Consider the following 25,609-nt stretch of genomic DNA (forward strand, 5'->3'; position numbering starts at 1 on the left):
AAGGATTGCGTCTTGAGCGATAAAAACTATCTGCTGGCCATCGACAATGGCACCCAGAGCATCCGGGCGCTGCTGTTCGATCTTCAGGGCAATCTGCTCGCCAAGGGCAAGGTGGAGCTTGAGGCCTATTACTCCAAACAGCCCGGCTGGGCCGAGCAAGACCCCGAGTACTACTGGGCTAGCCTGGGCCAGGCCTGCGCGCAGCTGTGGCAGCAGGTAGATATCGACCGCAGCCTGATCAAGGGCGTATCGCTGACCACCCAGCGCGGCACCCTGATCAATGTTGACGCGCAGGGCCAGCCGCTGCGCCCGGCAATGCTCTGGCTCGATCAACGTCAGGCCAAGGTCGAAGGGCGGATCACCGGGCCCTGGGGCTGGCTGTTCAAACTAGCGGGTCTGCAGGCCACGGTGGATTACTTCCGCGCCCAGGCCGAAGTCAACTGGATCGCGCAGAACCAGCCGGAAATCTGGGCTAACACCCACAAAGTGCTGCTGCTTTCCGGCTTTCTCACCCATCGGCTATGCGGCAAGTTCGTCGACTCGGTGGGCTGTTGCGTGGCCTATCTGCCGTTCGACTACAAAGGCTTGCAGTGGGCCAAGGACAGCGACTGGAAGTGGCAGGCCATGCCGGTGCGCCGCGAGCAGTTGCCGCAGCTGTGCAAGCCCGGTGAGTTGCTGGGCCATATCACGGCAGCCGCCAGCCGCCATACCGGGATTCCCGAAGGCTTACCACTGATTGCCGCCGGTGCCGACAAAGCCTGTGAGGTACTCGGTGCTGGCGGTGTGGAGGCGAGCACGGCCTGTCTGTCCTATGGCACTACGGCGACGATCAACACCACGCGCAACAAGTACCTGGAAACCATTGCGCTGATTCCGCCATACCCCTCGGCGATTCCCGATCACTTCAATACCGAGGTGATGATCTACCGCGGTTTCTGGATGGTCAGCTGGTTCAAGCAGGAATTTGGCCTGCGCGAGATGCAGCGGGCCAAGGAGCTGGGTGTCGAGCCCGAGGCGCTGTTCGATGAGCTGGTCAACAGCGTGCCGGCCGGCTCCATGGGCCTGATGTTGCAGCCCTACTGGTCGCCCGGCATCCGCGAACCGGGGCTGGAGGCCAAGGGCTCGATTATCGGCTTTGGCGATGTGCACACCCGTGCGCATATCTACCGAGCGATTCTGGAAGGGCTGGCTTATGCCTTGCGCCAGGGCAAGGAGAAGATCGAGAAGCGTTCGGGTACACGTATCACCCGTCTGCGCGTCTCTGGTGGAGGCTCGCAGAGCGATGCAGCGATGCAGCTGACTGCCGATATCTTCGGCCTGCCGGCCGAGCGCCCGCATTTGTATGAAACCAGCGGCCTGGGCGCTGCGATCAATTGTGCGGTGGGCCTGGGGTTGCATCCTGATTACCCGACAGCGATCAAGGCCATGACCCGGGTAGGTGACGTGTTCACGCCCAATCCTGAGGCGCAGCGCGTGTATCAGCAGCTGTACACGCAGGTTTACCAGCGCATGTACAAGCAGCTTAAGCCGCTGTATCAGACCATTCGCAAAATCACCGGCTACCCGGCGTAGCGCGTCCAGGCTTTACACCGACATGCGGCCGCGAGTGTTCGCTGAGAACCTGTTTGCGCTCTGCCGTGCGTCGGTAATCCGGGGTTAAAAACAGCCGCAGACTGTTGCTGGCGTAGTGTCTTGTCTGGCTCTAGCTCGCGAGTTCCTAAGCAGAACCCGAGGCGGTCCTGACTGCGCGTGTGTAGCCGCTCGAGCCGAGCCTGCGGGGAAATACAATCATGCAGGCCGAAAACGCTTTGCTCGTCTAAAGTTGAAGTGGCACGACCACAGGTAATCAGCGGCGCAGCTTGTCGAGTTGGGGGCTGTTGCGGCTAATACCGCGAAATCAATAAGAGTCAAAGGAGTGCAGATTGAAAATTCTGATAGTGGACGATTCGGCCATGTCACGAAAACTGGTGATGAAGGCCCTGCCATCGGGTTTGGATATGGTGGTTACCCAGGCGGCCAATGGCGAAGAAGCGTTGGCGGCATACCACGCCGGCCACGCCGAGGTGATCTTTCTCGACTTGACCATGCCGGTGATGGATGGTTTTCGCACTCTGGAACTCCTCAAAAGCGAGGATGCCAATGCGGTAGTTATCGTCATCAGTGCCGATATCCAACCGCAAGCCCAGCAACGCGTGCGCGGTCTCGGAGCGGCGGCCTTTATCAAGAAGCCGATCACTCCCGAGGCCATGCAGGCGGCGCTGTATGAAATAGGGTTGATCTAGATGAGCAGCCAACTGGCGAACCTGAACGAAGAGCAGCGTGATGCCCTGCAGGAACTGATGAACGTGGCCATGGGGCAGGCTGCCGACCGATTGGCGCGGTTGACCGAAACCTTTGTCACCTTGTCGGTGCCACTTATCCACTCCGTAGCGTTAACCAATGCCAGTTTTCTGGAGCAACTGATGCTTGCCGGGCAACCGGCGATCATCACCCGCCAGTCCTTCCTGGGGCGGCTGCGGGGCGAGGTGATGGTGTGTTTTGGTGAAAATGGTGCCGAGCAGTTAGCCGATTTGATGGGCTATGAGGATGTGGAGAAAAACAGTACTCAGGACGAGTTGATGCTGGACGTGACCAATATTCTCACGGGTGCCTGTATCAATGGTTTGGCGCAACAGGTCGATATCAAGGTCAGCTACGGTTCGCCCTCGATGATGGCGCGTGGGCGTTCGCTGCAGAGCGTTCTGGGGGAACAGGCGCTGCGTGGCCACCAAGCGCTGGTGCTGGAAATCCATTTCGAGGTTGCGACCCACAGTTTCTATTGCGACCTGTTGGTTTGTATCACCGAAGATACGGCGGCCACCGTGCTTGAGGTGATAGATCAGCTTTTGAGCGATATTTAGGCGTCTATCGGGCTAGCGTTGTCCTTCTGTGGGGCGCTGTAAACCATAGAGGGCAACGTCTGGCAGCCATTCAGAGTGCCTGGATCAGCTGAATAAGGATGCACGATGACCTCTGCACTAGACGAAGTGCTGCACGCGGAGTTGCTGGCGGTATTACAGAGCATCAACCTCGGTGTGCTCTTGCTCGACAGCCAATGCCGGGTCGTATTCTGGAACGATTTCATGGCGATCCACAGCGGCAAGGACAGCGATGAGGTCCGGGGACTGGTGCTCTTCGAGGTCTTTCCGGAATTACCGCGGCTGTGGGTGCAGAAGAAAATGGATGGGGTTTTCGCCCTGCAGAACCTTGCGTTCACCTCCTGGCAGCAACGTCCACATCTGTTCCACTTCCCTGGCAGCCGACCGATTACCGGCTTGACCGAGATGATGTATCAGAACTGCACTTTCTTGCCGGTGATCGAGGCCGGGGTCGTCAAATACGTGTGCCTGACTATTTCCGATGCAACCGATATCGCTGCGCAGCAATTGGAGCTGGAGCGTCTCAACCAATTGCTGAATGAGGAAAAAAGCGAGCAGGCACGGCTGATTCGCAAACTCGAAGACGCTCAGGCGCAACTGCTGCAATCGGAAAAAATGGCGGCTATCGGCCAGTTGGCGGCGGGTGTGGCCCATGAGATCAATAACCCCGTGGGTTATGTCTACTCCAATTTCAGCAGCCTGAGCAGTTATGTGGAGGATCTGTTTGGCCTGATCAAAACCTATCAGGACGCGGCGGCCCAGCACCCGGATGCGACGCTGCGTACGCAATTGCAGCAGGCCGAACAAACCCTGGACTACGATTTTTTGCAGAAGGACATGGTCGATCTACTGCGCGAGTCACGCCAGGGGTTGGAACGGGTTAAGCAGATTGTTCAGGACTTGCGTGATTTCTCCCATATCGACTCGGGCGATTGGCAGATGGCCGACCTGCACAAAGGTCTCGACAGCACGCTCAACGTCATCTCGAACGAGATCAAGTTCAAAGCCGAGGTGATGAAAAGCTACGGTGAGCTGCCCTTGGTGCAATGCTTGGGTTCGCAGCTCAACCAGGTGTTTATGAACCTGATCATCAACGCCGCCCATGCCATCGAACAGCCGGGCACCATCTGGCTGGAAACCGGCACCGAGGGGGACTGGGTATTTGTGCGGGTACGCGATAGTGGCAGTGGTATTGCCCCAGAGCATCTGGCACGGCTGTTCGAACCTTTCTTTACCACCAAGCCCGTGGGGCAGGGCACCGGGCTTGGGCTGTCGGTGTCTTACAGTATTGTGGCCAAACACCATGGCCGTCTGGAGGTCGCAAGCGAGCTTGGCAAGGGTGCCGTGTTCACGGTTTGGCTGCCGAGAAGCCAGCCGCCGCAACCCAGCCCCCCGGAGCCGGGTTGAGCGATGTCAGATCCAGTGCCATGGCTACCAGACGCACTGAGTGTCTGGCAGCTGTAAGCCTGTAAGCCTGTAAGCCGACTGCGCTTAAGCCGTTCTACGCCACATCCACCAGGATGACTTCACTGTCTGCGAGGGCCGTCACCCGGATCACCTCGATATCGCTGACTGCCACACCATCGCGGGCCTGGGCGGTTACGCCGTTGACCTCGATGCTGCCGCTGGCGGCTACCAGATAAGCCTTGCGCGCCGCGCCAATCGGATACTCGGTGCTTTGCCCGGCTTGCAGGGTGGCGGCGGCCATCCGTGCATTGGTACGGATCGACAGGGCGTCCTGGTCTTCGGCAAAGCCACTGGCCAGGGTGACAAAGGTACCGGCGCGCTCACCTTTGGGGAACGGCTTGGCTCCCCAGGACGGCGGCAGGCCCGACTGGTTAGGCTGAATCCATATCTGGAAGATCTTGGTGGTGGTGTCTTCCAGGTTGTATTCGCTGTGGGCTATCCCGGTTCCGGCGCTCATTACCTGCACATCACCGGCTTCGGTACGACCATGGTTACCCAGGTTGTCCTTGTGGGTGATGGCCCCTTGGCGTACATAGGTGATGATTTCCATATCGCGGTGCGGATGGGTCGGAAAGCCCGTGTGCGGCGCGATCTCATCATCGTTCCAGACCCGCAGTGGCCCCCAGCTCATACGCGCCGGGTCATAGTATTCGGCAAAGGAAAAGTGATGACGGGCATTCAGCCAGCCATGATGGGCACCGCCGAGTTCGGCGAAAGGGCGTACTTCGATCATCTGCGTATCCTCATTGCGAAACACCGGCTTGCAGCGACGGTGTTGATTGGCGATGGATAGATAATCCAATAAATCAATGCGATTAAAAATACGTAAATATTGAGCTTAATTATCTGATTTTTTGATATTTCGTGCGCCGGTTGCAAACGGGCACAACCTCAAGCCATGTTGCTGAGCCTTTATCTGAAGGCGTGAAAAGGATGCCGGGAATGCAAGAACGTAAAGCGCTGCTGATTCTGCATGGCAAGCAAGCCCTCAATGCCGAGGTGCGTGCTGCCGTGCAGGAGCGCCGTGAAGAGGGCTGGCAACTGGATGTCCGGGTTACCTGGGAGGCTGGCGATGCCCAGCGTTTGGTCAATGAAGCCTTGCAGGCCGGTTACCCGACCCTGATCGCCGGCGGTGGCGATGGCACCCTGCGCGATGTGGCCGAAGCCATGGCACTGGCGAAAACCAAGGCCAGTCTGGCGCTGTTACCGTTGGGCACTGCCAACGATTTTGCCCACGCCGCGGGGATCGGCCTTGACCCAAAGATCGCCCTGGCGCTGCTGGATACCCCGGCGCAGCCGATTGACCTGGGCGAAGTCGATGGTCAGGTGTTTCTCAATATGGCCACTGGCGGTTTTGGCTCCAACGTCACCGCCAATACCTCGGAAGATCTCAAGCGCGTTCTCGGCGGCGCGGCATACTTTCTGACGGGCCTGACCCGCTTTGCCGAGGTGCAGTCCTCGTTTGGCCGCTTTACCGGACCGGACTTTCACTGGGAAGGCGAGTTTCTTGCCCTCGGCATCGGTAATGGCCGACAGGCCGGCGGTGGGCACGTGCTATGCCCGCAGGCGCGGGTCAACGATGGCCTGCTGGATATCTTCATTGTGCCGGCGGCGGCCGATGTGGTCGGTACCCTGGGCAGGTTGTTATCCAGCGGCATCAATGGCTTGCAGAGTGTGGCCCTGAGCACGCGGCTGCCTTGGCTGGAAATCGAGGCACCGCAAGGCCTGGACCTGAACCTGGATGGCGAGCCAATGGAAAGCCGAAAACTGCGCTTTGCCGCCTTGCCGGCAGCCTTGCGTGTGCATTTGCCGGAAAACTCGCCGCTGCTGGTGGAGTAAGTGCGGCGGTTACCGGCATCTGGCTGGCCTCGGCGGCGTGCTTGTCGCATGATTGCGCCGCGTCATCTGCCTTCAGATGCGCGGTCGATGGCCGATACATCAGGCTATGGCTATTTCAGCTAGGCTAAACACGATACGTGAACAGGAGCACATGATGGCCGGCATTCTCGACTCAGTGAATCAACGCACCCAGCTGGTGGGTGAGAATCGCCTGGAAATTCTCATGTTCCGCCTGGCGGGGCGGCAGTTGTTCGCGATCAACGTATTCAAGGTGCAGGAAGTCCTGCAGATGCCCAAGCTGACCCTGATGCCGCAGCGCCACCGCTTTGTCTGTGGGGTGGTCAACCTGCGCGGGCAGACCCTGCCGGTGATTGATTTGTCCCAGGCCATCGGTATGCGCCCCATCGTCCCCGATGAGCGCAGCACCATTATCGTCACCGAGTACAACCGTTCGGTGCAGGCGTTTCTGGTCGGTGGCGTTGAGCGCATTCTCAACCTCAACTGGGAGTCCATCCTGCCGCCGCCGGGTGGTGCCGGCCGTCAGCATTACCTGACCGCTATCACCAAGGTCGAAGACCAGATCGTCGAAGTCATCGACGTGGAAAAGGTGCTGGCGGAAATCACGCCGATGAGTACCAAGGTGTCCCCGGAAAAACTCGCCGATCCGCTGCTGGAGTTTGCCCGCGGCCGTGAGGTACTGCTGGTGGATGACTCCAACGTGGCCATGAGTCAGCTTAAGGGCACCATGGCGCAGCTGGATATCCGTTGCCACGCCGCCAGCGATGGCCTGCGCGCGCTGAACCTGCTCAAGAGCTGGGCCGACGCCGGGGTCGATGTGCATGAGAAACTGCTGATGGTGATCACCGATGCGGAAATGCCGGAGATGGACGGCTATCGCCTGACCACCGAAATCCGCAACGATCCGCGTCTCAAGGATCTTTATGTGGTGCTGCATACTTCGCTGTCCGGCAGCTTTAACGAGGCCATGGTGAAGAAGGTCGGTTGCGACAACTTCCTCTCCAAGTTCCAGCCGGACAAGCTGGTGGATGTGGTGCACGAGCGTTTGGCGCTCCTGCACCCCGAGGAATAAGCCAGACGCGAGCATCAGGCTGACATGCGCCGTCCTCTTATTCGCTTAGCCGCTGGCGCAGCTGTTCGATACGCTCGCGGTTGACGTCGAAATCCGCATAACCCAGGCGTGACGCCGAGCGCACATCGACGGCGGTCGCGCCGATCATAAATTCCACATCGTCGACAAAGCGCATCAGCTTGCTGCTGAATTCCGCGCGTAGATAACCCGGGCTTTCCTCCACCAGGCGCGTTCGCGGTTCGCTGGCGAGCACTTGTTTGAGCAGCTCCTGGGTGGCTTGCGCCGAGCCCTTGAGCGGCAGAGGGGCTATCGCGTGCCTGGGGTCGCTGGCCTGGCTGTTGACGCAGTTGGGCGAATCCGGGCAGGCGGCCAGGCGACCGTCATGGATACCCAGGTTTTCCGCCGGGCTGCCACTGCAGGCAGCCAGCAGGCAAGCCAGGGGTACCACCAAGGTTGGCTTGTGGGCGCGGCGGGTTACTCGTATAAGGGCGTTTTGCCACCAGAAGGAACGCAGGTTCATGTATCTCTCCGGGTTGTACCGTTATCCATTGAAGTCTGCTGCGGGCGAATCCCTGAAGGAAATTGGTCTGGATGCCCTGGGCGTTGCGGGTGACCGTCGCTGGATGGTAGTCGATGCTGGGACTGGGCGCTTCCTGACTCAGCGCCTGTTGCCACAGATGAGTCAGGTGCAGGCACGTTGGCAGGGCACCGAGCAGCTGCTGCTCAGCGCCCCGGGTATGTCCGAGCTGAGGGTGGCGTTGCCTAATCAAGGGGCCGAACTGCGCGGGGTTACCATCTGGCGTGACAACCTGCAGGTGCCCGATGCCGGGGAGGCCGCGGCGCTGTGGCTGAGCCAGTTGCTGGGCCGTGCCTGCCGCCTGGTGCAGGTGCCGGCCGCCTATGCGCGGCAGGTCAATACCGCGTATGCCGAAGTAGGCGACAAGGTGGCCTTTGCCGATGGTTTTCCCCTGCTGCTGATCGGTCAGGCATCGCTGGACGATCTGTCGGCGCGGGTCGGCCGGCCTCTGGAGATGCTGCGTTTCCGCCCGAACCTGGTGGTGACCGGCAGTGAGCCCTATGCCGAGGACAGCTGGAAGCGGATCCGCATCGGCACGCTTGAGTTCCGGGTGGTCAAGGGCTGCTCGCGCTGCATCATGACTACCCTCGACCCGCAGACGGGCGAGCGCAGCGCCGATCGCGAACCGCTGACCACCCTGAAAACCTACCGTGAGCGTGAAGGCGATGTGTATTTCGGGCAGAACCTGATCGCCTGCGGTGAAGGGCAGCTGGCGCTGGATATGCCGGTGCAGGTGCTGGAATAGGCGGACAATGCACGCTCAACAGTTGCTGTTGAGCGTGCGGGTTTAGCGTTACTGATCGAAGTAACGCTCGTGCCAGGCTACCAGTGGCTGCGGCGCGTTGAGTTTCTCGCCGTAGATCACCGAGTAGGACAGCACGTTCTGCACGTACTGGCGGGTCTCATCAAAGGGGATATTTTCGATCCACACGTCATACGACAGATGGTCCGCGCCACGCAGCCATTGGCGCACGCGGCCGGGGCCGGCGTTGTAGGCGGCGGAGGCGAGTACGCGGTTGCCGTTGAACTGGCCGTAGATCTGGCTCAGGTAGGCCGCGCCCAGCTGGATATTGATTTCCGGGCGATAGGCCTGCTGTGGCGATGACAGCGGTATGCCGAAGCGTTTGGCAGTTTCCTTGGCGGTGGCCGGCATCAGCTGCATCAGGCCCATGGCCCCGGCGTGGGACTTGGCATCGGCCATAAAGGCGCTTTCCTGGCGGGTGACGGCAAATACCCAGCTGGAGTGGATATCGCGGTTCTTCGCTTCGCGCACCAGATGTTCGCGGTGGGCCATGGGGAAGCGCACGTCCAGATCGTCCCAGTACTGCGCCTGACTGATGGTGCGAATGGCCGGGAAGTACCAGCCCATTTCATAGGCCAGGCGCGCCTGGGCGACCATCTCGTCACGGCTGAACAGGCGGCTGACGTTGTACCACTCGCGGCGACCATCGGCGATCTGGCCGCGAGCGTGGAACTCCAGGGCGCGGCGAATGGCCGCCGAATTACGTACTTTCTGCACGGTTTTCGGGTTCAGGGCCAGCGGTTTGTTGTTCAGCTGGTAGGGTGCTTGCACCTGGTCGGCAGCCATAAAGCCGTAGAAGTCGCGCTCCTGGGCCAGCGTCTGGTACAGCGCCTTGGGTTCCTGGCTGTTGGGTTGCGCCAGCTGCAGGCTGCGTGCCTGCCAGTAGCGCCAGCGGTTGGTGTTGCCCAGTTCGGCGGGCATCCGGCGGGTCAGCTGGTTGGCTTCATCCCAGCGGCCCAGGCGCAACAGCAGGCGGGCACGCCATTCGCTGACGGTGTTGTCGCGCAGCTCGGGGTCGTACTTGGCCATGACCTGCAGGGCACGCGGGTCGAAGCGCTTGGCCAGGGTCAGGCCGATTTCACGGGCGATGGCCACCTGCTCTTCGCTGGAGAACTTCATCCGCGCGGCATAGCTATCGAGCAGGCGCAGGGCGGTTTCGGGGTCCTGACGGGCCAGGCGGCGCAGACCCAGGCCGACCACATCGGCCATGGCCGGGTCGGTTTGGGTAAAGCGCGACGTTTGCTTCAGTAATTCAGGTTTCTGCGCCACCTCCAGTAGCGCTTTACCCTGGCTGCCCAGCGTCGGCATGGTCTTGATCAGATGGGTGACCAGGCCGTAGTTGCGCGTTTCGGCTGCCAGCTTGGCGCGCTGCCAGCGTTTCTGCTCGGTGAGTTGGCCTTCTGCGGCCCAGCGTGCGAACAGCGCATCGCAGGCATTAGGTTGGGATTTGCCCACCAGCCAGAGTTTTTCTGCGGTGGCGTTGCCTTCGGCGCGCATGCCGTGGCTCAGCTGGTATTGGCCATACAGGCAGTCGAGCTCGGTGAAGTTCAGCGCCGGGTCGTAGTAGTTGATAAAGGTCTGCCATTCACCGCGCTCGGCCAGCCAGCGCAACCAGCGCAATTTCATCCAGCTGATCTGCGGCAGGTCGCCGTGTTCGGCGAGAAATTTCTCGATTTCGTCGTTGCTTGCCCATTTCAGACGCGCGGTCAGCTCGTCGTAGGCCAGATAGGGCTCCAGCGGGTAATCGCGCAAAGCGCTGGCATAACGCTGGTAGGGGCCTTTATCGCCCTTGGCCAGGGCGGCCTTGGCCTGATCGTAGTACTGGCGTTGCTGGGTGAGTGTGGCTGCATGCACCGCAGAGACACTAAGGGTGGATATCAGGATGCAGGACAACAGGTTGAACAGAGAACCGCGCATGACACTTCCAGGCTAGAGACGCTTTATTCCACTAGCTTAGTCTTTTGCCGGGGAGGGGTGAAGGCCGGAAGGCGTTTGCCCTGTGACTAAAAATTGCCCGCGATGCCGGGGCGCTTCTCGGTTAGAATGCGCGCCCTGTTTTTGTTGGCGTCCAGCGGACGGCGGCAAATGATTTTTCTGGTGCGGCGGACCAGCGAGCGGGTCCAGACGTGGGTTATCGCGTCTATTCAGGGCCTTTTGCGCTGCCGCCGTTACCACCTGTCGTATTTGTTGAGGCACACCATGACCCTGCTCAAGTTCACCGATGTTTCCCTGGCCTACGGCGCTATGCCGCTGCTGGACAAGGTTTCGTGGCAAATTGCCCGTGGTGAGCGGGTGTGCATCATCGGCCGCAACGGCACCGGCAAGTCGAGCATGATGAAGCTGGTCAAGGGCGATCAGAGGCCCGATGAAGGCTCGGTCTGGCGCGCTCCGGGGCTGAAGATCGGTGAGTTGCCCCAGGAATTGCCCCTGGCCGACGATCGCACCGTGTTCGATGTGGTCGCCCAAGGTCTGGACGGTGTGGGTGAATTACTCGCGCAATACCACCACTTGGCGCAGAACTGTGTCACCGAGGCCGACCTGGACAAACTGATGCACGTCCAGCAGGACCTCGAGGCCCGCGATGGCTGGCGCTTGCAGCAACTGGTCGACAGCACCCTGAGCCGTCTGCAGTTGCCGGCTGACAAGACCCTGGCCGAATTGTCAGGCGGCTGGCGTCGCCGCGTACTGCTGGCCCAGGCGCTGGTCTGCGAGCCGGATCTGCTGTTACTCGACGAACCAACCAACCACCTGGATATCGGTGCCATCGCCTGGCTGGAAGAGGCGCTGAGCGGTTTTCAGGGCGCTGTTTTGTTTATCACCCACGACCGTTCCTTCCTGCAGAACCTGGCCACGCGCATTCTCGAACTGGATCGAGGCGGCCTGATCGACTGGAACGGCGACTACGCCAGCTTCCTGGTGCACAAGGAAGCCACCCTGGCCGCCGAGGAAACCGCCAACGCTCTGTTCGACAAGAAACTGGCTCAGGAAGAAGTGTGGATCCGCCAGGGCATCAAGGCCCGGCGCACCCGTAACGAAGGCCGCGTGCGTGCCCTCAAGGCCCTGCGCGTGGAGCGCAGCGAGCGTCGCGAGCGCACCGGCAAGGCCAATATCCTGCTGGAGACCGCAGAGAAATCCGGCAAGCAGGTGATGGTGCTGGAAAATGTCAGTTTTGCCCATGCGGACGGCCCGTTCCTGGTCAAGGACTTCTCCCTGGTGCTGCAGCGTGGCGACCGCATTGGCCTGCTCGGAGCCAACGGTACCGGCAAGACCACGCTGCTCAAGCTGATGCTTGGCGGCCTGCAGCCGACCAGTGGCACGGTGAAGGAAGGTACGCGCATCGACGTGGCCTATTTTGATCAGTTGCGTCACCAGCTCGATCTGGAAAAGACTGTGATCGACAACGTTGCCGAAGGCCGCGACTTTATCGAGATCGACGGGCAGAACCGTCACGTATTGAGTTATCTGGGCGATTTCCTGTTCAGTCCACAGCGCGCCCGGACCCCGGTCAAGGCGCTGTCGGGTGGCGAGCGGGCACGCCTGCTGCTGGCCAAGCTGTTCAGCAAGCCAGCCAACCTGCTGGTGCTGGACGAACCGACCAACGACCTGGACGTGGAAACCCTGGAGCTTCTGGAGGAAGTGTTGCTGACCTTCCCGGGCACCGTGCTGATGGTCAGCCATGACCGGGCCTTCCTCGACAACGTGGTGACCAGCACCCTGGTCTTCGAAGGCGAGGGTCTGGTGCGCGAGTATGTTGGCGGTTATCAGGACTGGCTGCGTCAGGGCGGTTCGCCGCGTTTGCTGGGTGTCGGCGAAAGCAAGGCCGGCAAGCCTGAGCTGGCCTCGGCAGTGGTCGAAACCCCGGTTGTCGCGGAGCCCGTGGCAGCGCCGGCATCCGCCAGCAAGAAAAAACTGAGCTACAAGCTGCAGCGCGAGTTGGAAGCCATTCCGGGGCAGATCGATAGCCTGGAGCAGCAGGTGGCCACTCTGGAGGCGCAGATCGGTGCCCCGCAGTTTTATCAGCTGCCCGCGGAGCAGGCTGCCGCGACCCTGGCGCGCTTGCAGGCTGTGCAGCACGAGCTGGAGCAATTGGTCGAGCGCTGGGCCGAGCTGGAAGGCTGAGGCTCGACCGCCTGTCGCATACCCTCATACAGAACATTAAGAAGTCTGGCGGAGCATTCATGGCCATCGAGTACCGCATCACCCTCGACGACAATCATCAGTTCAGCTATTGCATCGAACTGGACCGTGCCTATCCGGTGGCGGCCGTTCAAGCCGCACCGGCCTGGACGCGGCTGGGGCATCAACAGTGCAGCAACTGCCCGTTGAGTAAGGACACTTTCAGCCATTGCCCGGCCGCGGTCGATCTGCACCGGGTGATCGAGGATTTTCAGGGCTTGCCGGCGTTCAAGAAGGCGTCGGTCTGGGTGCGGACACCGGAGCGCGAATACACCAAGCTGGTGAGTCTGGAAGAGGCACTGCGCTCGCTGCTCGGGGTGATCATGGCCACCAGTGCCTGCCCGATACTGGGCAAGCTGCGGCCCATGGCGCATAACCATCTGCCCTTTGCCAGCAACCAGGAATTCACCCTGCGCACCGTGTCGCTGTACCTGAGCCGGCAGTATTTCAATTTTCGCGAAGGTCGCCATGCCGACTGGGAGCTGAAGGGGCTGGTGCGTATGTTCCAGCAGTTGCAGCTGGTCAACCAGGCGTTCTGGCAGCGGATTCACGACACCTGCGAGGGCGATTCCAACCTCAAGGCCTTCCTCACCTTCTTCTCGATGTCGTCGAGCATGAGCTACTCGCTGGAAACCCAGTTGCAGAAGATTCGCCCGCTGGTCATGAGTTCGGGCGAAACGCCTGATTGATATGCGCCGAATGATGCCGGCAGCGGCGTTATTCGGACTTCTTCAGGCGCACGGCGAGGACATCGCAAGGGGCACCGTGGAGTACGTCGTTGGCGGTGGAGCCGAGCAGCAGGGCCAGGCCGTGGCGGCCATGGCTGCCGACAATGATCAGATCGCAGTCCTGTTCCTCGGCCAGTCGGTGGATTTCCTGGCGCGGCTGGCCGTAAGCCAGGTGTCGATGGTCGGCGGTCACGGCCGGGTATTTGCCGGCAAAGCTGTCCAGGCGCTCACGAGCCTGGTCGAATTGCTGCTGCTGGAGCATCGACAGATCCATCGGGACGTCGCCGCCGAAGGCCATGGCCATGGGTTCGACTATATGCACCACGGACAGGCGGGAACCACTGGCAGCTGCCAGCTTCTGGGCGCGGTGCATGACCGGGTCGCATTCTTCGGTGAGGTCGACGGCAACCAGAATATGCTGGTAGGGCATGGGTGACTCCTTATTAAAGGACGGTTGAATAACTCAAGTATGGCTGTCCTGAGCGTTGATGACAGGCTTTTGCCTGCGAGAGTAAGTATATGAGTCCGTGGATACCTTTACTGTTGGTGGCATTCGCCCTCAGCCCGCTGGCATGGCTGGTGCCATCACGCCGCCAGCGTGGGCAAATGGATGTGCGATTGCAAGCGCGGCGCATGGGTGTAGCCATGCAGTTGATGCCGCAGGACTGGCCCCATTGGTTGGAGCGCCTGCCACCGAGCCCGTGCCCGCAATACCACAGTGCGGGACGCCGCGGGCGGCAGGACAGCTGGTGTTACTGGCAGGATGAGCCTGGTCAGTGGCTGAACAAATGGCGCGAGCCCTGCGAGGACAGCGTACTGCGGGCGCAGTTGCTCGAGTTGCCGGTCGATGTGTTCAAGGCCGAGGCGAGTACGCAGATGGTTGCACTCTGCTGGGGCGAGCGGGGCGGTGAAGAAGCCTTGCAGCGCATTGCGGATTTTCTGCAGCTAAGGGCTTGAGTACCGAGAGGGGTAAGCCTGGGTGGCTTCGCAAGACATATCCAGGGCATAGCCAAAAGAAAGCCCAGCGCAAGCGCTGGGCGAGAGACGGCCAGGCAGGCCGGTAAAGCGAATAATGTGGCTGTGGCGCTTCAGCGCTGGGTAATTGATCAGCGACTTTTCAATATAGCGCTATTTTGTCGTCATGTTGCTTCAGGATTGCCGAAGTTGTGCGCGGTTCTTCGGTTCTTTCTCCCATACGGCCAGCTTGCTGGCGAACTCCCTCACCAGTTCTTCAATCGGACGGCTTTCTCCATCGCCGATAAAAGTTGCGCCCGCCGAGGCGCTCCGCGAGGCGCGATCGACCGCGATTGCCTGCATCAGCAGGCTTTGCTCGCGACTGCGCTGGGTCATTGGGAACTCCGCGCACCCGCGTAGGTGAACTCAAGCTGATCGTTATCGTTGTGGCTACAGCGGCTCTAGAGCGGCCGTATGGTAGCGACTGTATCCGCAGGTCTGGCATTTTTTCTGGTATCCGACGGAAATCGCGATAATGCCATTCTTGCGTCGAATGTCAGTATATCGATGCCAATGTTCCCCTGTTCGCTGCAGAGTTTGCGTGGCTGTTGCCTCTGCCGAAACGTAATTTTTTGTACGGCGCACAAGCCCTTACGGGCCAATTGACAAGTTGGGGCTTTTCCTTGAAGGTGTGCACACCCAAATCAAACGGGCGTATGAATTGAGCGTTTGCCTTCAAAGGCATCGCCTTTCCAGCCCGATTATCGCGTCGGTGGGTGTGCCAGGCTGATTGGGGCTACTCTGAGGCGGCAATGCCGTGGAGTAGCTTGCTGGTTGGCTCCGATGTGTACCGTTCAGCTTCCATACCGTGGAGATCAGTTGATGATTTACGAAGGTAAAGCCATCACGGTTAAGGCTCTTGAGAGTGGCATCGTCGAATTGAAATTCGACCTCAAGGGTGAATCCGTCAACAAATTCAACCGTCTTACCCTCAATGAGCTGCGTCAATCCGTTGATGCAATCAAGGCCGATGGTTCGATCAAGGGCGTGATTGTCACCAGTGGCAAAGACGTATTTATCGTCGGCGCCGACATCACCGAGTTCGTCGACAACTTCAAGTTGCCAGACGCAGAGCTGGTGGCTGGCAACCTCGAAGCCAACAAGATCTTCAGTGATTTTGAAGACCTCAATGTTCCGACCGTAGTCGCTATCAATGGCATCGCCCTGGGCGGTGGTTTTGAAATGTGCCTGGCGGCGGATTACCGCGTCATGGCCGAAGGCGCTCAGGTCGGCCTGCCGGAAGTCAAGCTGGGTCTCTACCCGGGCTTTGGCGGCACCGTACGTCTGCCGCGGGTTATCGGTACCGATAACGCCGTTGAGTGGATCGCTGCCGGCAAAGAAAACCGCGCTGCCGATGCCCTGAAAGTAGGCGCAGTGGATGCCGTGGTTGCCGCTGACAAGCTGCAAGCCGCTGCTCTGGACCTGATTTCGCGCGCCATCTCTGGCGAGCTGGACTACAAGGCCAAGCGTCAGCCCAAGCTGGAAAAGCTCAAGCTCAACGCCATCGAGCAGATGATGTGCTTCGAAACCGCCAAAGGTTTCGTGGCAGGCCAGGCCGGCCCGAACTACCCGGCCCCGGTTGAAGCAATCAAGACCATTCAGAAAGCTGCCAACTTCGGTCGCGACAAAGCGCTGGAAGTGGAAGCTGCTGGCTTCGTCAAACTGGCTAAAACGCCGGTTGCTGCCAGCCTGATTGGTCTGTTCCTGAACGATCAGGAACTGAAGAAAAAAGCCAAGCAGCATGACGAAATCGCCAAAGACGTGAAACTGGCTGCCGTACTCGGCGCTGGCATCATGGGTGGCGGTATCGCCTACCAGTCGGCTTCCAAGGGCACCCCGATCCTGATGAAGGATATCCGTGAAGAGGGTATCCAGATGGGCTTGAACGAGGCGAGCAAGCTGCTCGGCAACCGTGTTGCCAAAGGCCGCATGACTGCCGCGAAGATGGCTGAAGCCCTCAACGCGATTCGTCCGACCATGTCCTACGGCGATTTCGGCAATGTCGACATTGTTGTCGAAGCTGTGGTCGAGAACCCCAAGGTCAAGCAGATCGTGCTGGCCGAAGTGGAAGGCGTGGTTCGCGAAGACGCGATTCTGGCTTCCAACACTTCGACCATTTCCATCAACTTGCTGGCCAAGGCCCTCAAGCGTCCGGAAAACTTCGTCGGCATGCACTTCTTCAACCCGGTGCACATGATGCCGCTGGTTGAAGTGATTCGTGGCGAGAAGTCCAGCGACGTAGCCGTGGCTACCACCGTTGCTTACGCCAAGAAAATGGGCAAGACCCCGGTTGTGGTCAACGACTGCCCAGGCTTCCTGGTTAACCGCGTGCTGTTCCCGTACTTCGGTGGCTTCTCCAAGCTGCTCGAGTTCGGCGTCGACTTCGTGCGTATCGACAAGGTCATGGAGAAGTTCGGCTGGCCCATGGGCCCGGCGTACCTGTCCGACGTGGTGGGTATCGACACCGGTCACCACGGCCGTGATGTGATGGCTGAAGGCTTCCCGGATCGCATGGCTGTTGAAGGCCGTACCGCGGTTGACGTGATGTATGAAGCAGATCGCCTGGGCCAGAAGAACGGCAAGGGCTTCTATTCCTACGAAATGGACAATCGCGGCAAGCCGAAGAAGGTCATCGACCCGCAGGCTTACGAGTTGCTCAAGTCCATTGTCACCGAGCAGCGTGAAGTAACCGACGAAGACATCGTCAACTTCATGATGATCCCGCTGTGCATGGAAACCGTGCGTTGTCTGGAAGACGGCATCGTTGATAGCGCTGCCGAGGCCGATATGGGCCTGATCTACGGCATCGGCTTCCCGCCGTTCCGTGGGGGTGCGCTGCGTTACATCGATACCGTCGGTGTAGCCGAATTCGTTGCCCTGGCTGACAAGTATGCCGAGCTGGGCGCGCTGTACACCCCGACTGCCAAGCTTCGCGAAATGGCTGCCAACGGCCAGAAGTTTTTCGGTTGATCGCGCAACGACTAGAGCGAGAGTGAATTTATGAGCCTGAATCCTAGAGATGCAGTGATCGTCGACTTCGGTCGGACCCCGATGGGTCGTTCCAAGGGCGGCATGCATCGCAACACCCGTGCCGAAACCATGTCGGCCAACCTGATCAGCGGCCTGCTGACGCGTAACCCCAAGGTCGATCCGGCCGAAGTGGAAGACGTGATCTGGGGCTGCGTTAACCAGACCCTGGAGCAGGGCTGGAACATCGCGCGCATGGCGTCGCTGATGACCCAGATCCCGCACACCAGTGCTGGCCAGACCGTGAGCCGCCTGTGCGGTTCGTCCATGAGCGCTCTGCACACTGCCGTGCAGGCAATCCAGACCGGTAACGGTGACGTGTTCGTCATCGGCGGTGTGGAGCACATGGGCCACGTTGGCATGATGCACGGCGTCGATCCAAACCCACACCTATCGCTGTACGCGGCCAAGGCCTCGGGCATGATGGGTCTGACTGCTGAAATGCTCGGCAAGATGCATGGCATCAGCCGTGAGCAGCAGGACGCCTTCGGTGAGCGTTCGCACCGTCTGGCCCAGAAAGCTACCGTCGAAGGCAAGTTCAAGGATGAAATCATCCCGATGCAAGGCTACGACGAGAACGGCTTCCTGAAGGTTTTCGACTACGACGAAACCATTCGTCCGGAAACCACCCTGGCAAGCCTGGCTGCGCTGAAGCCTGCGTTCAACCCGAAAGGCGGCACCGTGACTGCGGGTACGTCCTCGCAGATCACCGACGGCGCTTCCTGCATGATCGTCATGAGCGCCCAGCGCGCTCAGGATCTGGGCATTCAGCCAATGGCCGTGGTTCGCGCCATGGCTGTTGCTGGTGTGGATCCGGCGATCATGGGTTACGGTCCAGTACCGTCCACCCAGAAAGCCCTCAAGCGTGCTGGCCTGACCATCAATGACATCGACTTCTTCGAGCTCAACGAAGCCTTCGCCGCCCAGGCCCTGCCTGTGCTGAAGGACCTGAAAGTGCTCGACAAGATGGAAGAGAAGGTCAACCTGCACGGCGGCGCAATCGCTCTGGGTCACCCGTTCGGTTGTTCCGGTGCGCGTATCTCCGGTACCCTGCTGAACGTGATGAAGCAGAATGGCGGCACCTTCGGTGTGTCCACCATGTGCGTAGGTCTCGGCCAAGGCATCACCACCGTCTTCGAACGCCTGTAAGTTTCACTGGGTGTAAGAAGCGGAAAAACCGGGGCCTGGTGCCCCGGTTTTTGTTTTTGGTCTGCCATCACTGGCAGCCACCTTTCGGGCCGTCGCTAGGCGACGTGAAAATTTCTCCCGGATTTCTTTGTCAGCAGAAAATCTTCAAGAGGCTTACCCCCTAAGGAGCTTGCCCATGCAATTACAACCTGGTCTCTATCGCCACTACAAAGGCCCCGAGTACCGTGTGTTTGGCGTGGCCCAGCATTCCGAGACAGAGCAACAGATGGTGGTCTACCAGGCGCTGTACGGCGAATTTGGCCTGTGGGTACGACCGCTGGAAATGTTCTGCGAAAGCGTTGACGTGGACGGCGAGAAGGTTCCGCGTTTTGCTCTGATTCAGGCGCAAAGCGCCGTTTTTACCAAGCCTTGAGCTGACATCGGGCCATTGCTGCGCTTGACCTCAGCCGGACCACCACTATATATAGCGGTGCCGCGCTAGCAGGCAGTACAGCGCCTCCCGCATTTATTTATCGAATTTCAGGAATTTTCCAATCCATGGGCAAATCGCTGGTCATCGTGGAATCCCCGGCCAAGGCCAAGACCATCAACAAGTACTTGGGCAACGAGTACGTGGTGAAGTCGAGCATCGGCCATATCCGTGACCTGCCTACCAGTGGTTCGGCGAGCACGGCCAAGGAACCGGCCAAACGCGGCAAGGCCGCTGCAGGCGAAGTGCCGGCGCTGTCACCCAAGGAAAAGGCCAAACGCCAGCTGTTTACCCGTATGGGGGTCGATCCCGAGCACGGCTGGAAGGCCAAGTACGAGATCCTCCCGGGCAAGGAAAAGGTGGTTGAAGAGTTGCGCCGCCTGGCCAAGGATGCCGACACCATCTATCTCGCAACCGACTTGGACCGCGAGGGGGAAGCCATTGCCTGGCACCTGCGCGAGTCCATCGGTGGCGACGACAGCCGCTACAAGCGCGTGGTGTTCAACGAAATCACCAAGAAGGCCATCCAGGAAGCGTTTTCCAAGCCTGGCGAGCTGGATATCAACCGGGTCAACGCTCAGCAGGCGCGGCGCTTCCTCGACCGCGTAGTGGGCTATATGGTTTCGCCGCTGCTGTGGGCCAAGATCGCCCGCGGCCTGTCGGCCGGCCGTGTGCAGTCGGTGGCGGTGAAACTGGTGGTCGAGCGCGAGAAAGAGATTCGCGCCTTCGTGCCGGAAGAGTATTGGGAGGTCCACGCCGACCTCGGCACCGCCAAGGACGCCACCGTGCGTTTCGAGGTGGCCCGTGAGAACGGTGCGGCCTTCAAGCCGCTGAATGAGGCCCAGGCCATGGCGGCCCTGGCTACGCTGAAAGCGTCCAGCTACAGCATCAGCAAGCGCGAAGACAAACCGACCAGCAGCAAGCCGTCGGCACCCTTTATCACCTCCACCCTGCAACAGGCCGCCAGTAATCGCCTGGGCTTTGGGGTGAAGAAGACCATGATGATGGCCCAGCGCCTGTATGAGGCCGGCTACATCACCTATATGCGTACCGACTCGACCAATCTCTCGGCCGATGCCGTGACCATGGTGCGTGACTTTATCGAGGGCGAGTTCGGCAAGAAGTACTTGCCCGCCAACCCGATTGCCTACAGCAGTAAGGAAGGGGCTCAGGAAGCGCACGAAGCGATTCGTCCTTCCGACGTCAACCTCAAACCGACTCAGCTGTCGGGCATGGAACGCGACGCCGAACGTCTGTATGAGCTGATCTGGCGTCAGTTCGTTGCTTGCCAGATGCCGCCGGCCGAGTACCTGTCGACCACAGTTACTGTGACGGCGTCGCAGTTTGAGCTGCGTGCCAAGGGTCGTATCCTCAAGTTCGACGGTTACACCCGGGCGTTGCCGCAGCTGAGCAAGCCGGGCGATGACGACGTGTTGCCGGAAATGGAGCAGGGCGAAGTGCTCAAGCTGGTCAAGCTCGACCCCAGCCAGCACTTCACCAAGCCGCCAGCGCGTTACTCGGAAGCCAGCCTGGTTAAGGAAATGGAAAAACGCGGTATCGGTCGTCCGTCGACCTATGCAGCGATTATCGGCACCATCCAGGATCGCGGCTACGTGGCCCTGCACAACCGCCGTTTCTACTCCGAGAAGATGGGCGACATCGTTACCGAGCGTCTGGCCGAAAGCTTCTCCAACCTGATGGACTACGGCTTTACCGCCGGCATGGAAGAGCACCTGGACGATGTGGCCCAGGGCGAGCGCGAGTGGAAGCACGTACTCGACGAATTCTACGGCGACTTCAAGAAGAAGCTCGAAGTGGCCGAGGCGGGCGAGGGCGGCATGCGCGCCAACCTGCCGACCCTGACCGATATCCCTTGCCGGGATTGTGGCCGGCCGATGACCATCCGTACCGCCTCGACCGGGGTGTTCCTCGGTTGTTCCGGTTATGCCCTGCCGCCGAAAGAGCGCTGCAAGGCCACCGTCAACTTGGTGCCGGGTGACGAGATTGCCGCGGACGACGAGGGCGAATCCGAATCCCTGGTGTTGCTCGGCAAGCACCGCTGCCCGATCTGTTCGACTGCCATGGACGCCTACCTGCTGGATGAAACCCGCAAGTTGCATATCTGCGGCAATAACCCCGATTGCGCAGGTTATGAAGTGGAGCAGGGCCAGTACCGGATCAAGGGCTATGAAGGCCCGAGCCTGGAGTGCGACAAGTGTGGCAGCCAGATGCAGCTCAAGACCGGGCGTTTCGGCAAGTTCTTCGGCTGCACCAACAGCGAATGCAAGAACACCCGCAAGCTGCTGAAAAGCGGTGAGGCCGCGCCGCCGAAGATGGACCCGGTGAAGATGCCCGAGCTCAAGTGCGAGAAGGTCAACGACACCTACATCCTGCGTGATGGCGCTTCGGGGCTGTTCCTGGCTGCCAGCCAGTTCCCGAAAAACCGCGAAACCCGCGCGCCGCTGGTGCAGGAGCTGATCCCGCATCGCGATGAGATCGATCCCAAGTACCACTTCCTCTGCGATGCGCCGAAGAAAGATCCAGAAGGGCGTGCAGCGGTGATTCGCTACAGCCGCAAGACCAAGGAGCAGTACGTGCAGACCGAGGTCGACGGCAAGCCGACGGGCTGGCGTGCGTTCTTTGATGGCGGCAAGTGGAAAGTCGAAGACAAGAGCTGATCTAGCGGAGCGCGTGTCGGCCATTAGCCGGCGCGCGTATGCTTATTCAATCCGCTGTGGAGGGTGCCGCAATGGCCAACGAGCTCTATACCCGTACCAACCAGAAAATCTTCTACGCCGGCCTGGCGCTGGAGTCCTGGCGCAAGGCTGAGCAGGGCCAGAGCATGAATGCCCTGGCCTTGATCCAGGCTGAGCGCGAGGCTGCGCTGTTTCATCTGTACGGTGCCCTGCTGGGCCTGTGCCATGAGATCGCCGGTTACTACCGTTTGCCGGATAGTGCGGCAGCCCAAGCCGAGCGTTTTCTCACTGAAGAGGTGTTGCAGGCGGCACCGAGCCAGGAGCTGGGCGAGTTGGTCGAGCTGACGCGGGCCGCCGATAGCTGGGTCGCACAGTTGCTCAAGGCTTATGCCGAGCTGTTTCAGCCCCCGCAAGCCGGCAAGAAGGCCAAGGTCGATCCTGCTACTCCGTTGATCACGGCGGTCAGCCTGGATGAAGAAGTGCCGCCTCTGGCGCGGGAAACCCTCGAGGCCTGGCGTCAGCAGCTGAAGGCTCTGGCACAACGCTTTCGGCAAACCCTGAGCGAGTGGTAAGCGGCTGATTGGACCGGCGGACTAGGGCGAGCTCTGGTCGGCTGTTACAATGCCGACCTTTCGTGGAGAACCAAGCCAATGCCTACATCATTCCTGGAAATTGTCGAACTTCCCGACGGGCGCATTGCCCTGCGCCGTGCAGAGGATGAAGAGTCATTGGTAGTGTTGGATTTTTCCGCCGATGCCAAGGCTTTCCTGCAGGGCCAGCACGTCGAGGTGGCCAAGGCCATGCTCAATGTCGGTGTGCAGATGGCGGGGCGCCTGGCGGAAAATAACTTTCAGAGCGAAGAAGGGCCGCGGATTCTGCATTGATTGCAGAATTCTCCCGGGCTCTGAGCTAGAGCGTTCTGCTCGCGTTGGCTGTTTCTTGCTTCAGTTTTCTACTGGCTGACACGCACATTCCCTGTGCGTTATCTCTGGCCAATTATCCCAGACTGATATTCAGGCTTTGCGCCTTGCCCTGACGTGCGGCTTGCTCAAGCTGTTGCCGCGCCGGGCGTTCGAGCGGGTGCAGCCAGCTGACAACGGTGTGGCTGCGGCCCAGCTTCAAGGCCTGTTGCGCCAACTCCAGCGCGCTTTGCGGGCCGCGTGGGTGGAGCAGCAGAATACGTTCGCGGTTCAGGCCTGCCTCGCGTAGCCAGGTTTGGGTGAGGCTCGAGGGCGGGGCGATCAGGGTCAGCCAGCGTGCATCGTGGTTTTCGCTAAGCTCACGCAGAATCGGCGCTAGAAGGTTCAGGCAGTGCCCGGCTGCACCACGCAACGACAGTTCACTGAAAGCCTCTGTTTCATCCTGCCAGGGCAGCTCAGTGCCATCGGCAAGCAGTGGGCTTACCGTTGCTGCCAGGAACGCATCGAACAGGGGCAGTTGTGTATGGTCCAGTGTATGTGGGAACTGCATAGATCCTCCACTAGCGGCGGATAACGCCGACGCTCAAGCCTTCAATAATCAGATCCTGTTCTTCCAGGTTCACTTCAATCGGCGCGAACTCCGGGTTTTCGGCCATCAGCCAGACCTTGTTGCCTTCGCGCTTGAAACGTTTGACGGTAACTTCATCGTCAAGGCGCGCCACCACCACTTGCCCATTACGAGCTTCGCGGGTGGTGTGTACGGCCAATAGGTCGCCATCGAAGATGCCGATGTCTTTCATGCTCATGCCGCGTACACGCAGCAGGTAGTCGGCCTTGGGATGGAAGAAGTCCGGGTTGATCTTGCAGGACTCTTCAACATGCTGTTGGGCGAGAATCGGTGCGCCTGCTGCGACCCGGCCAATCACTGGCAGGCCTTCTTCTTCATCGGCGTTGGGTTCGAAGCCAGGAATGCGGATGCCCCGCGAAGCACCCGGGGTCATCTCGATGGCCCCTTTGCGGGCCAGAGCCTTGAGATGCTCTTCGGCCGCATTGGGTGATTTGAAACCCAGTTTCAAGGCGATTTCTGCACGGGTTGGCGGGTAGCCGTTGTCTTCAAGGCATTGCTTGATAAAGGCGAGAATTTCAGCTTGGCGCGGCGTCAGTTTGAGCATGGCTGTCTCTGTTTTTTTGTACAGTGACTGGGATTATATACAGTGATCTGCCGTTGGCAATCATTCTGTGCTGATCTCTGCTGAATAAAGCGTTATCCAGCTTGTATAGTGAGGTTCTGTTACCTGACCGGCCTGGCGCTCGTCTAGCCAGTGCCAGTACAGTTTTGCTCGGCACACGTGACTGCTCAGCCACAAGATGGTTTGCCCGACTTGACAAGGCGGGCGGCTGAAACGTATGTTTCAAACAAGTGTTTGTTCAGATGAAAAGAGTCATGGCCCAGTCGGAAACCGTTGAACGCATTCTTGATGCCGCAGAGCAGTTGTTTGCGGAGAAAGGTTTCGCTGAAACCTCGTTGCGTCTGATCACCAGCAAGGCCGGGGTCAACCTGGCGGCGGTGAACTATCATTTCGGCTCAAAAAAGGCCCTGATCCAGGCGGTTTTCTCACGCTTTCTTGGTCCCTTCTGCCTAAGCCTGGAGCGCGAGCTGGATCGCCGTCAGGCCAAGTCGGATACCAAGGTCAGTCTGGAAGAGCTGCTGGAGTTACTGGTCGAGCAGGCGCTGGCAGTAAAGCCGCGCAGTGGCAATGATCTTTCAATCTTTATGCGCTTGCTGGGCCTGGCCTTCAGCCAGAGCCAGGGGCACCTGCGTAAGTACCTCGAAGAGGTGTACGGCAAGGTGTTCCGCCGTTATATGCAGCTGGTGCATGAAGCCGCTCCGCGTATTCCTCCGCTGGAGCTGTTCTGGCGGGTGCACTTTATGTTGGGGGCGGCGGCCTTCAGCATGTCCGGTATCAAGGCGTTGCGGGCCATGGCGGAAACCGATTTCGGCGTTAATACCTCAATCGAGCAGGTCATGCGTTTGATGGTGCCTTTCCTGGCGGCCGGCATGCGTTCGGAAACCGGGCTGAGCGACGAAGCTCTGGCCAGCGCCCAGCTCAAACCTCGCACCAAGACGACAGCCGCTCCCAGCAAAGTTTGAAGTGCCTGGGTGGGCTTGGTGGATGTGATCCGCTAAGCTAGCCGCCCATGGCGACTCTCGATTTTCTGCATATCTCCCTGACTGATCAGTGCCTGTACGGCTTTGCCGACGGGCAGCTGTTGTTGCGCCTGAAGGTTTCCACTGCGCTCAACGGTCCTGGCGAGCGCAATGGCTCCGGTTGCACGCCGCGTGGCCTGCACCAGGTGCGGGCGAAGATCGGCGCGGGCTTGCCGCTGGGGGCTGTGCTGCGTGGGCGGCGCTGGACCGGCGAGGTCTGGTCGCCCGAGTTACACGAGCAGTTTCCCGGGCGCGACTGGATTCTCAGTCGTATTCTCTGGCTCAGTGGCTGTGAGCAGGGGCGCAATCGGCTGGGCGAGGTCGATACCTTTCGCCGTTATATTTACCTGCATGGCACACCGGATACCGAGCCCATGGGCGTTGCGCGTTCCCATGGTTGCGTGCGTCTGCGCAACAGCGATCTGTTGGCATTGTTTTCCCGGGTGCCGGTGCATTGTGCCGTGCGCATCGACGAGGCCCCGTGCCCGCATTGGGCGGCTGCGCCTCTTATTTAAGGATGAGTTGTGA

At 59.9% G+C, this 25,609-nt stretch carries 25 protein-coding genes; 18 read left to right on the top strand and 7 right to left on the bottom strand.

All coding sequences use genetic code 11. From position 1 onward, the window contains the following. Positions 1–12: 12 nt before the first annotated feature. The 4 genes from VMP31_RS22585 to VMP31_RS22600 all read left to right on the top strand — a co-directional run bounded on the left by VMP31_RS22585 (position 13) and on the right by VMP31_RS22600 (position 4,325). Positions 13–1,572, top strand: a complete 1,560-nt coding sequence (locus VMP31_RS22585) for an FGGY-family carbohydrate kinase (protein ID WP_325509964.1) — start codon at positions 13–15, stop codon at positions 1,570–1,572. A gap of 350 nt (positions 1,573–1,922) precedes the next feature. Next, complete coding sequence (locus tag VMP31_RS22590) at positions 1,923–2,282, top strand: response regulator (protein ID WP_325509966.1); 360 nt, start codon at positions 1,923–1,925, stop codon at positions 2,280–2,282. Continuing rightward, complete coding sequence (locus VMP31_RS22595; protein ID WP_325509968.1) at positions 2,283–2,900, top strand: chemotaxis protein CheC; 618 nt, start codon at positions 2,283–2,285, stop codon at positions 2,898–2,900. 105 nt (positions 2,901–3,005) lie between these two features. Beyond that, entirely contained in the window at positions 3,006–4,325 is a 1,320-nt protein-coding gene (locus VMP31_RS22600; RefSeq protein WP_325509970.1) for an ATP-binding protein, read from the top strand. 94 nt (positions 4,326–4,419) lie between these two features. On the opposite strand, the gene VMP31_RS22605 is transcribed toward VMP31_RS22600, so the two are convergent. Beyond that, positions 4,420–5,118, bottom strand: coding sequence for a pirin family protein (locus VMP31_RS22605; protein ID WP_325509972.1), 699 nt, complete (start codon positions 5,116–5,118; stop codon positions 4,420–4,422). Positions 5,119–5,327: 209 nt separating this feature from the next. Here VMP31_RS22605 and yegS point away from each other — a divergent pair, with 209 nt between their 5' ends. Together yegS and VMP31_RS22615 are read left to right on the top strand one after the other, a co-directional pair. Continuing rightward, on the top strand, positions 5,328–6,224 hold the full coding sequence (gene yegS / locus VMP31_RS22610; protein ID WP_325509974.1) for a lipid kinase YegS: 897 nt from the start codon (positions 5,328–5,330) through the stop codon (positions 6,222–6,224). A 154-nt stretch (positions 6,225–6,378) separates the two neighbouring features. Further along, positions 6,379–7,314 carry a chemotaxis protein CheV gene (locus tag VMP31_RS22615; RefSeq protein ID WP_325509976.1) on the top strand — a complete coding sequence of 312 codons (936 nt, stop codon included), beginning with the start codon at positions 6,379–6,381 and terminating at the stop codon, positions 7,312–7,314. A gap of 37 nt (positions 7,315–7,351) precedes the next feature. Here the strand turns inward: VMP31_RS22615 and VMP31_RS22620 are convergent, their stop codons facing one another. After that, positions 7,352–7,834 carry a DUF1499 domain-containing protein gene (locus tag VMP31_RS22620; RefSeq protein ID WP_325509978.1) on the bottom strand — a complete coding sequence of 161 codons (483 nt, stop codon included), beginning with the start codon at positions 7,832–7,834 and terminating at the stop codon, positions 7,352–7,354. Here VMP31_RS22620 and VMP31_RS22625 point away from each other — a divergent pair. Next, on the top strand, positions 7,833–8,636 hold the full coding sequence (locus VMP31_RS22625) for an MOSC domain-containing protein (RefSeq protein WP_325509980.1): 804 nt from the start codon (positions 7,833–7,835) through the stop codon (positions 8,634–8,636). The genes VMP31_RS22620 and VMP31_RS22625 overlap by 2 nt on opposite strands. Before the next feature lie 48 nt (positions 8,637–8,684). On the opposite strand, the gene VMP31_RS22630 is transcribed toward VMP31_RS22625, so the two are convergent. After that, positions 8,685–10,610, bottom strand: a complete 1,926-nt coding sequence (locus VMP31_RS22630) for a transglycosylase SLT domain-containing protein (RefSeq protein ID WP_325509982.1) — start codon at positions 10,608–10,610, stop codon at positions 8,685–8,687. A gap of 282 nt (positions 10,611–10,892) precedes the next feature. Here VMP31_RS22630 and VMP31_RS22635 point away from each other — a divergent pair, with 282 nt between their 5' ends. Both VMP31_RS22635 and VMP31_RS22640 read left to right on the top strand, forming a co-directional pair. Further along, positions 10,893–12,812, top strand: coding sequence for an ATP-binding cassette domain-containing protein (locus tag VMP31_RS22635; RefSeq protein ID WP_325509984.1), 1,920 nt, complete (start codon positions 10,893–10,895; stop codon positions 12,810–12,812). 59 nt (positions 12,813–12,871) lie between these two features. Next, complete coding sequence (locus VMP31_RS22640) at positions 12,872–13,558, top strand: DUF6901 family protein (protein ID WP_325509986.1); 687 nt, start codon at positions 12,872–12,874, stop codon at positions 13,556–13,558. A gap of 28 nt (positions 13,559–13,586) precedes the next feature. On the opposite strand, the gene VMP31_RS22645 is transcribed toward VMP31_RS22640, so the two are convergent. Continuing rightward, positions 13,587–14,027 carry a universal stress protein gene (locus tag VMP31_RS22645; protein WP_325509988.1) on the bottom strand — a complete coding sequence of 147 codons (441 nt, stop codon included), beginning with the start codon at positions 14,025–14,027 and terminating at the stop codon, positions 13,587–13,589. Between the two features lie 89 nt (positions 14,028–14,116). Here VMP31_RS22645 and VMP31_RS22650 point away from each other — a divergent pair, with 89 nt between their 5' ends. Then, a complete protein-coding gene (locus VMP31_RS22650; RefSeq protein WP_325509990.1) occupies positions 14,117–14,554 on the top strand; it encodes a hypothetical protein in 438 nt (145 codons plus the stop codon). A 192-nt stretch (positions 14,555–14,746) separates the two neighbouring features. On the opposite strand, the gene VMP31_RS22655 is transcribed toward VMP31_RS22650, so the two are convergent. Beyond that, complete coding sequence (locus tag VMP31_RS22655) at positions 14,747–14,947, bottom strand: hypothetical protein (RefSeq protein ID WP_325509992.1); 201 nt, start codon at positions 14,945–14,947, stop codon at positions 14,747–14,749. A 486-nt stretch (positions 14,948–15,433) separates the two neighbouring features. Here VMP31_RS22655 and fadB point away from each other — a divergent pair, with 486 nt between their 5' ends. The 6 genes from fadB to VMP31_RS22685 all read left to right on the top strand — a co-directional run bounded on the left by fadB (position 15,434) and on the right by VMP31_RS22685 (position 22,836). Beyond that, the gene (gene fadB, locus VMP31_RS22660) at positions 15,434–17,581 is read left to right on the top strand and encodes a fatty acid oxidation complex subunit alpha FadB (protein WP_325509994.1); all 2,148 of its coding nucleotides are present in this window, start codon (positions 15,434–15,436) and stop codon (positions 17,579–17,581) included. 30 nt (positions 17,582–17,611) lie between these two features. Beyond that, positions 17,612–18,787: an acetyl-CoA C-acyltransferase FadA gene (gene fadA, locus VMP31_RS22665; RefSeq protein ID WP_325509996.1), complete on the top strand. Its 1,176-nt coding sequence runs from the start codon at positions 17,612–17,614 to the stop codon at positions 18,785–18,787. Positions 18,788–18,962: 175 nt separating this feature from the next. Continuing rightward, positions 18,963–19,199: a DUF1653 domain-containing protein gene (locus VMP31_RS22670; protein ID WP_325509997.1), complete on the top strand. Its 237-nt coding sequence runs from the start codon at positions 18,963–18,965 to the stop codon at positions 19,197–19,199. Between the two features lie 125 nt (positions 19,200–19,324). Beyond that, positions 19,325–21,934 (top strand): type I DNA topoisomerase, encoded by a 2,610-nt coding sequence (gene topA, locus VMP31_RS22675; protein WP_325509998.1) that lies wholly within the window; start codon positions 19,325–19,327, stop codon positions 21,932–21,934. A gap of 71 nt (positions 21,935–22,005) precedes the next feature. Beyond that, on the top strand, positions 22,006–22,524 hold the full coding sequence (locus tag VMP31_RS22680; protein ID WP_325510113.1) for a DUF6586 family protein: 519 nt from the start codon (positions 22,006–22,008) through the stop codon (positions 22,522–22,524). Positions 22,525–22,602: 78 nt separating this feature from the next. Then, positions 22,603–22,836, top strand: a complete 234-nt coding sequence (locus VMP31_RS22685) for a hypothetical protein (RefSeq protein WP_325509999.1) — start codon at positions 22,603–22,605, stop codon at positions 22,834–22,836. A 112-nt stretch (positions 22,837–22,948) separates the two neighbouring features. Here VMP31_RS22685 and sulA read toward each other — a convergent pair whose 3' ends face one another. Together sulA and lexA are read right to left on the bottom strand one after the other, a co-directional pair. After that, positions 22,949–23,422, bottom strand: coding sequence for an SOS-induced cell division inhibitor SulA (gene sulA, locus VMP31_RS22690; protein ID WP_325510001.1), 474 nt, complete (start codon positions 23,420–23,422; stop codon positions 22,949–22,951). Positions 23,423–23,432: 10 nt separating this feature from the next. Continuing rightward, the gene (gene lexA / locus VMP31_RS22695) at positions 23,433–24,044 is read right to left on the bottom strand and encodes a transcriptional repressor LexA (RefSeq protein WP_325510003.1); all 612 of its coding nucleotides are present in this window, start codon (positions 24,042–24,044) and stop codon (positions 23,433–23,435) included. Between the two features lie 272 nt (positions 24,045–24,316). Here lexA and VMP31_RS22700 point away from each other — a divergent pair, with 272 nt between their 5' ends. Then, positions 24,317–25,024 (top strand): TetR/AcrR family transcriptional regulator, encoded by a 708-nt coding sequence (locus VMP31_RS22700; RefSeq protein WP_325510005.1) that lies wholly within the window; start codon positions 24,317–24,319, stop codon positions 25,022–25,024. Between the two features lie 47 nt (positions 25,025–25,071). Continuing rightward, entirely contained in the window at positions 25,072–25,596 is a 525-nt protein-coding gene (locus VMP31_RS22705) for a L,D-transpeptidase (RefSeq protein ID WP_325510007.1), read from the top strand. Positions 25,597–25,609 lie beyond the last annotated feature (13 nt).

The organism is Pseudomonas sp., assembly GCF_035512415.1.
In the GTDB taxonomy this organism is placed as follows: Bacteria; Pseudomonadota; Gammaproteobacteria; order Pseudomonadales; family Pseudomonadaceae; genus Aquipseudomonas.

Bases quoted from the DNA above. Each gene is read 5' to 3' on its own strand.
- VMP31_RS22595 (WP_325509968.1), top strand. From the start codon at position 2,283: ATGAGCAGCCAACTGGCGAACCTGAACGAAGAGCAGCGTGATGCCCTG.
- VMP31_RS22600 (WP_325509970.1), top strand. From the start codon at position 3,006: ATGACCTCTGCACTAGACGAAGTGCTGCACGCGGAGTTGCTGGCGGTA.
- VMP31_RS22605 (WP_325509972.1), bottom strand. From the start codon at position 5,118: ATGATCGAAGTACGCCCTTTCGCCGAACTCGGCGGTGCCCATCATGGC.
- yegS (WP_325509974.1), top strand. From the start codon at position 5,328: ATGCAAGAACGTAAAGCGCTGCTGATTCTGCATGGCAAGCAAGCCCTC.
- VMP31_RS22615 (WP_325509976.1), top strand. From the start codon at position 6,379: ATGGCCGGCATTCTCGACTCAGTGAATCAACGCACCCAGCTGGTGGGT.
- VMP31_RS22625 (WP_325509980.1), top strand. From the start codon at position 7,833: ATGTATCTCTCCGGGTTGTACCGTTATCCATTGAAGTCTGCTGCGGGC.
- VMP31_RS22620 (WP_325509978.1), bottom strand. From the start codon at position 7,834: ATGAACCTGCGTTCCTTCTGGTGGCAAAACGCCCTTATACGAGTAACC.
- VMP31_RS22630 (WP_325509982.1), bottom strand. From the start codon at position 10,610: ATGCGCGGTTCTCTGTTCAACCTGTTGTCCTGCATCCTGATATCCACC.
- VMP31_RS22635 (WP_325509984.1), top strand. From the start codon at position 10,893: ATGACCCTGCTCAAGTTCACCGATGTTTCCCTGGCCTACGGCGCTATG.
- VMP31_RS22640 (WP_325509986.1), top strand. From the start codon at position 12,872: ATGGCCATCGAGTACCGCATCACCCTCGACGACAATCATCAGTTCAGC.
- VMP31_RS22645 (WP_325509988.1), bottom strand. From the start codon at position 14,027: ATGCCCTACCAGCATATTCTGGTTGCCGTCGACCTCACCGAAGAATGC.
- VMP31_RS22650 (WP_325509990.1), top strand. From the start codon at position 14,117: ATGAGTCCGTGGATACCTTTACTGTTGGTGGCATTCGCCCTCAGCCCG.
- VMP31_RS22655 (WP_325509992.1), bottom strand. From the start codon at position 14,947: ATGACCCAGCGCAGTCGCGAGCAAAGCCTGCTGATGCAGGCAATCGCG.
- fadB (WP_325509994.1), top strand. From the start codon at position 15,434: ATGATTTACGAAGGTAAAGCCATCACGGTTAAGGCTCTTGAGAGTGGC.
- fadA (WP_325509996.1), top strand. From the start codon at position 17,612: ATGAGCCTGAATCCTAGAGATGCAGTGATCGTCGACTTCGGTCGGACC.
- VMP31_RS22670 (WP_325509997.1), top strand. From the start codon at position 18,963: ATGCAATTACAACCTGGTCTCTATCGCCACTACAAAGGCCCCGAGTAC.
- topA (WP_325509998.1), top strand. From the start codon at position 19,325: ATGGGCAAATCGCTGGTCATCGTGGAATCCCCGGCCAAGGCCAAGACC.
- VMP31_RS22680 (WP_325510113.1), top strand. From the start codon at position 22,006: ATGGCCAACGAGCTCTATACCCGTACCAACCAGAAAATCTTCTACGCC.
- VMP31_RS22685 (WP_325509999.1), top strand. From the start codon at position 22,603: ATGCCTACATCATTCCTGGAAATTGTCGAACTTCCCGACGGGCGCATT.
- sulA (WP_325510001.1), bottom strand. From the start codon at position 23,422: ATGCAGTTCCCACATACACTGGACCATACACAACTGCCCCTGTTCGAT.
- lexA (WP_325510003.1), bottom strand. From the start codon at position 24,044: ATGCTCAAACTGACGCCGCGCCAAGCTGAAATTCTCGCCTTTATCAAG.
- VMP31_RS22700 (WP_325510005.1), top strand. From the start codon at position 24,317: ATGGCCCAGTCGGAAACCGTTGAACGCATTCTTGATGCCGCAGAGCAG.
- VMP31_RS22705 (WP_325510007.1), top strand. From the start codon at position 25,072: ATGGCGACTCTCGATTTTCTGCATATCTCCCTGACTGATCAGTGCCTG.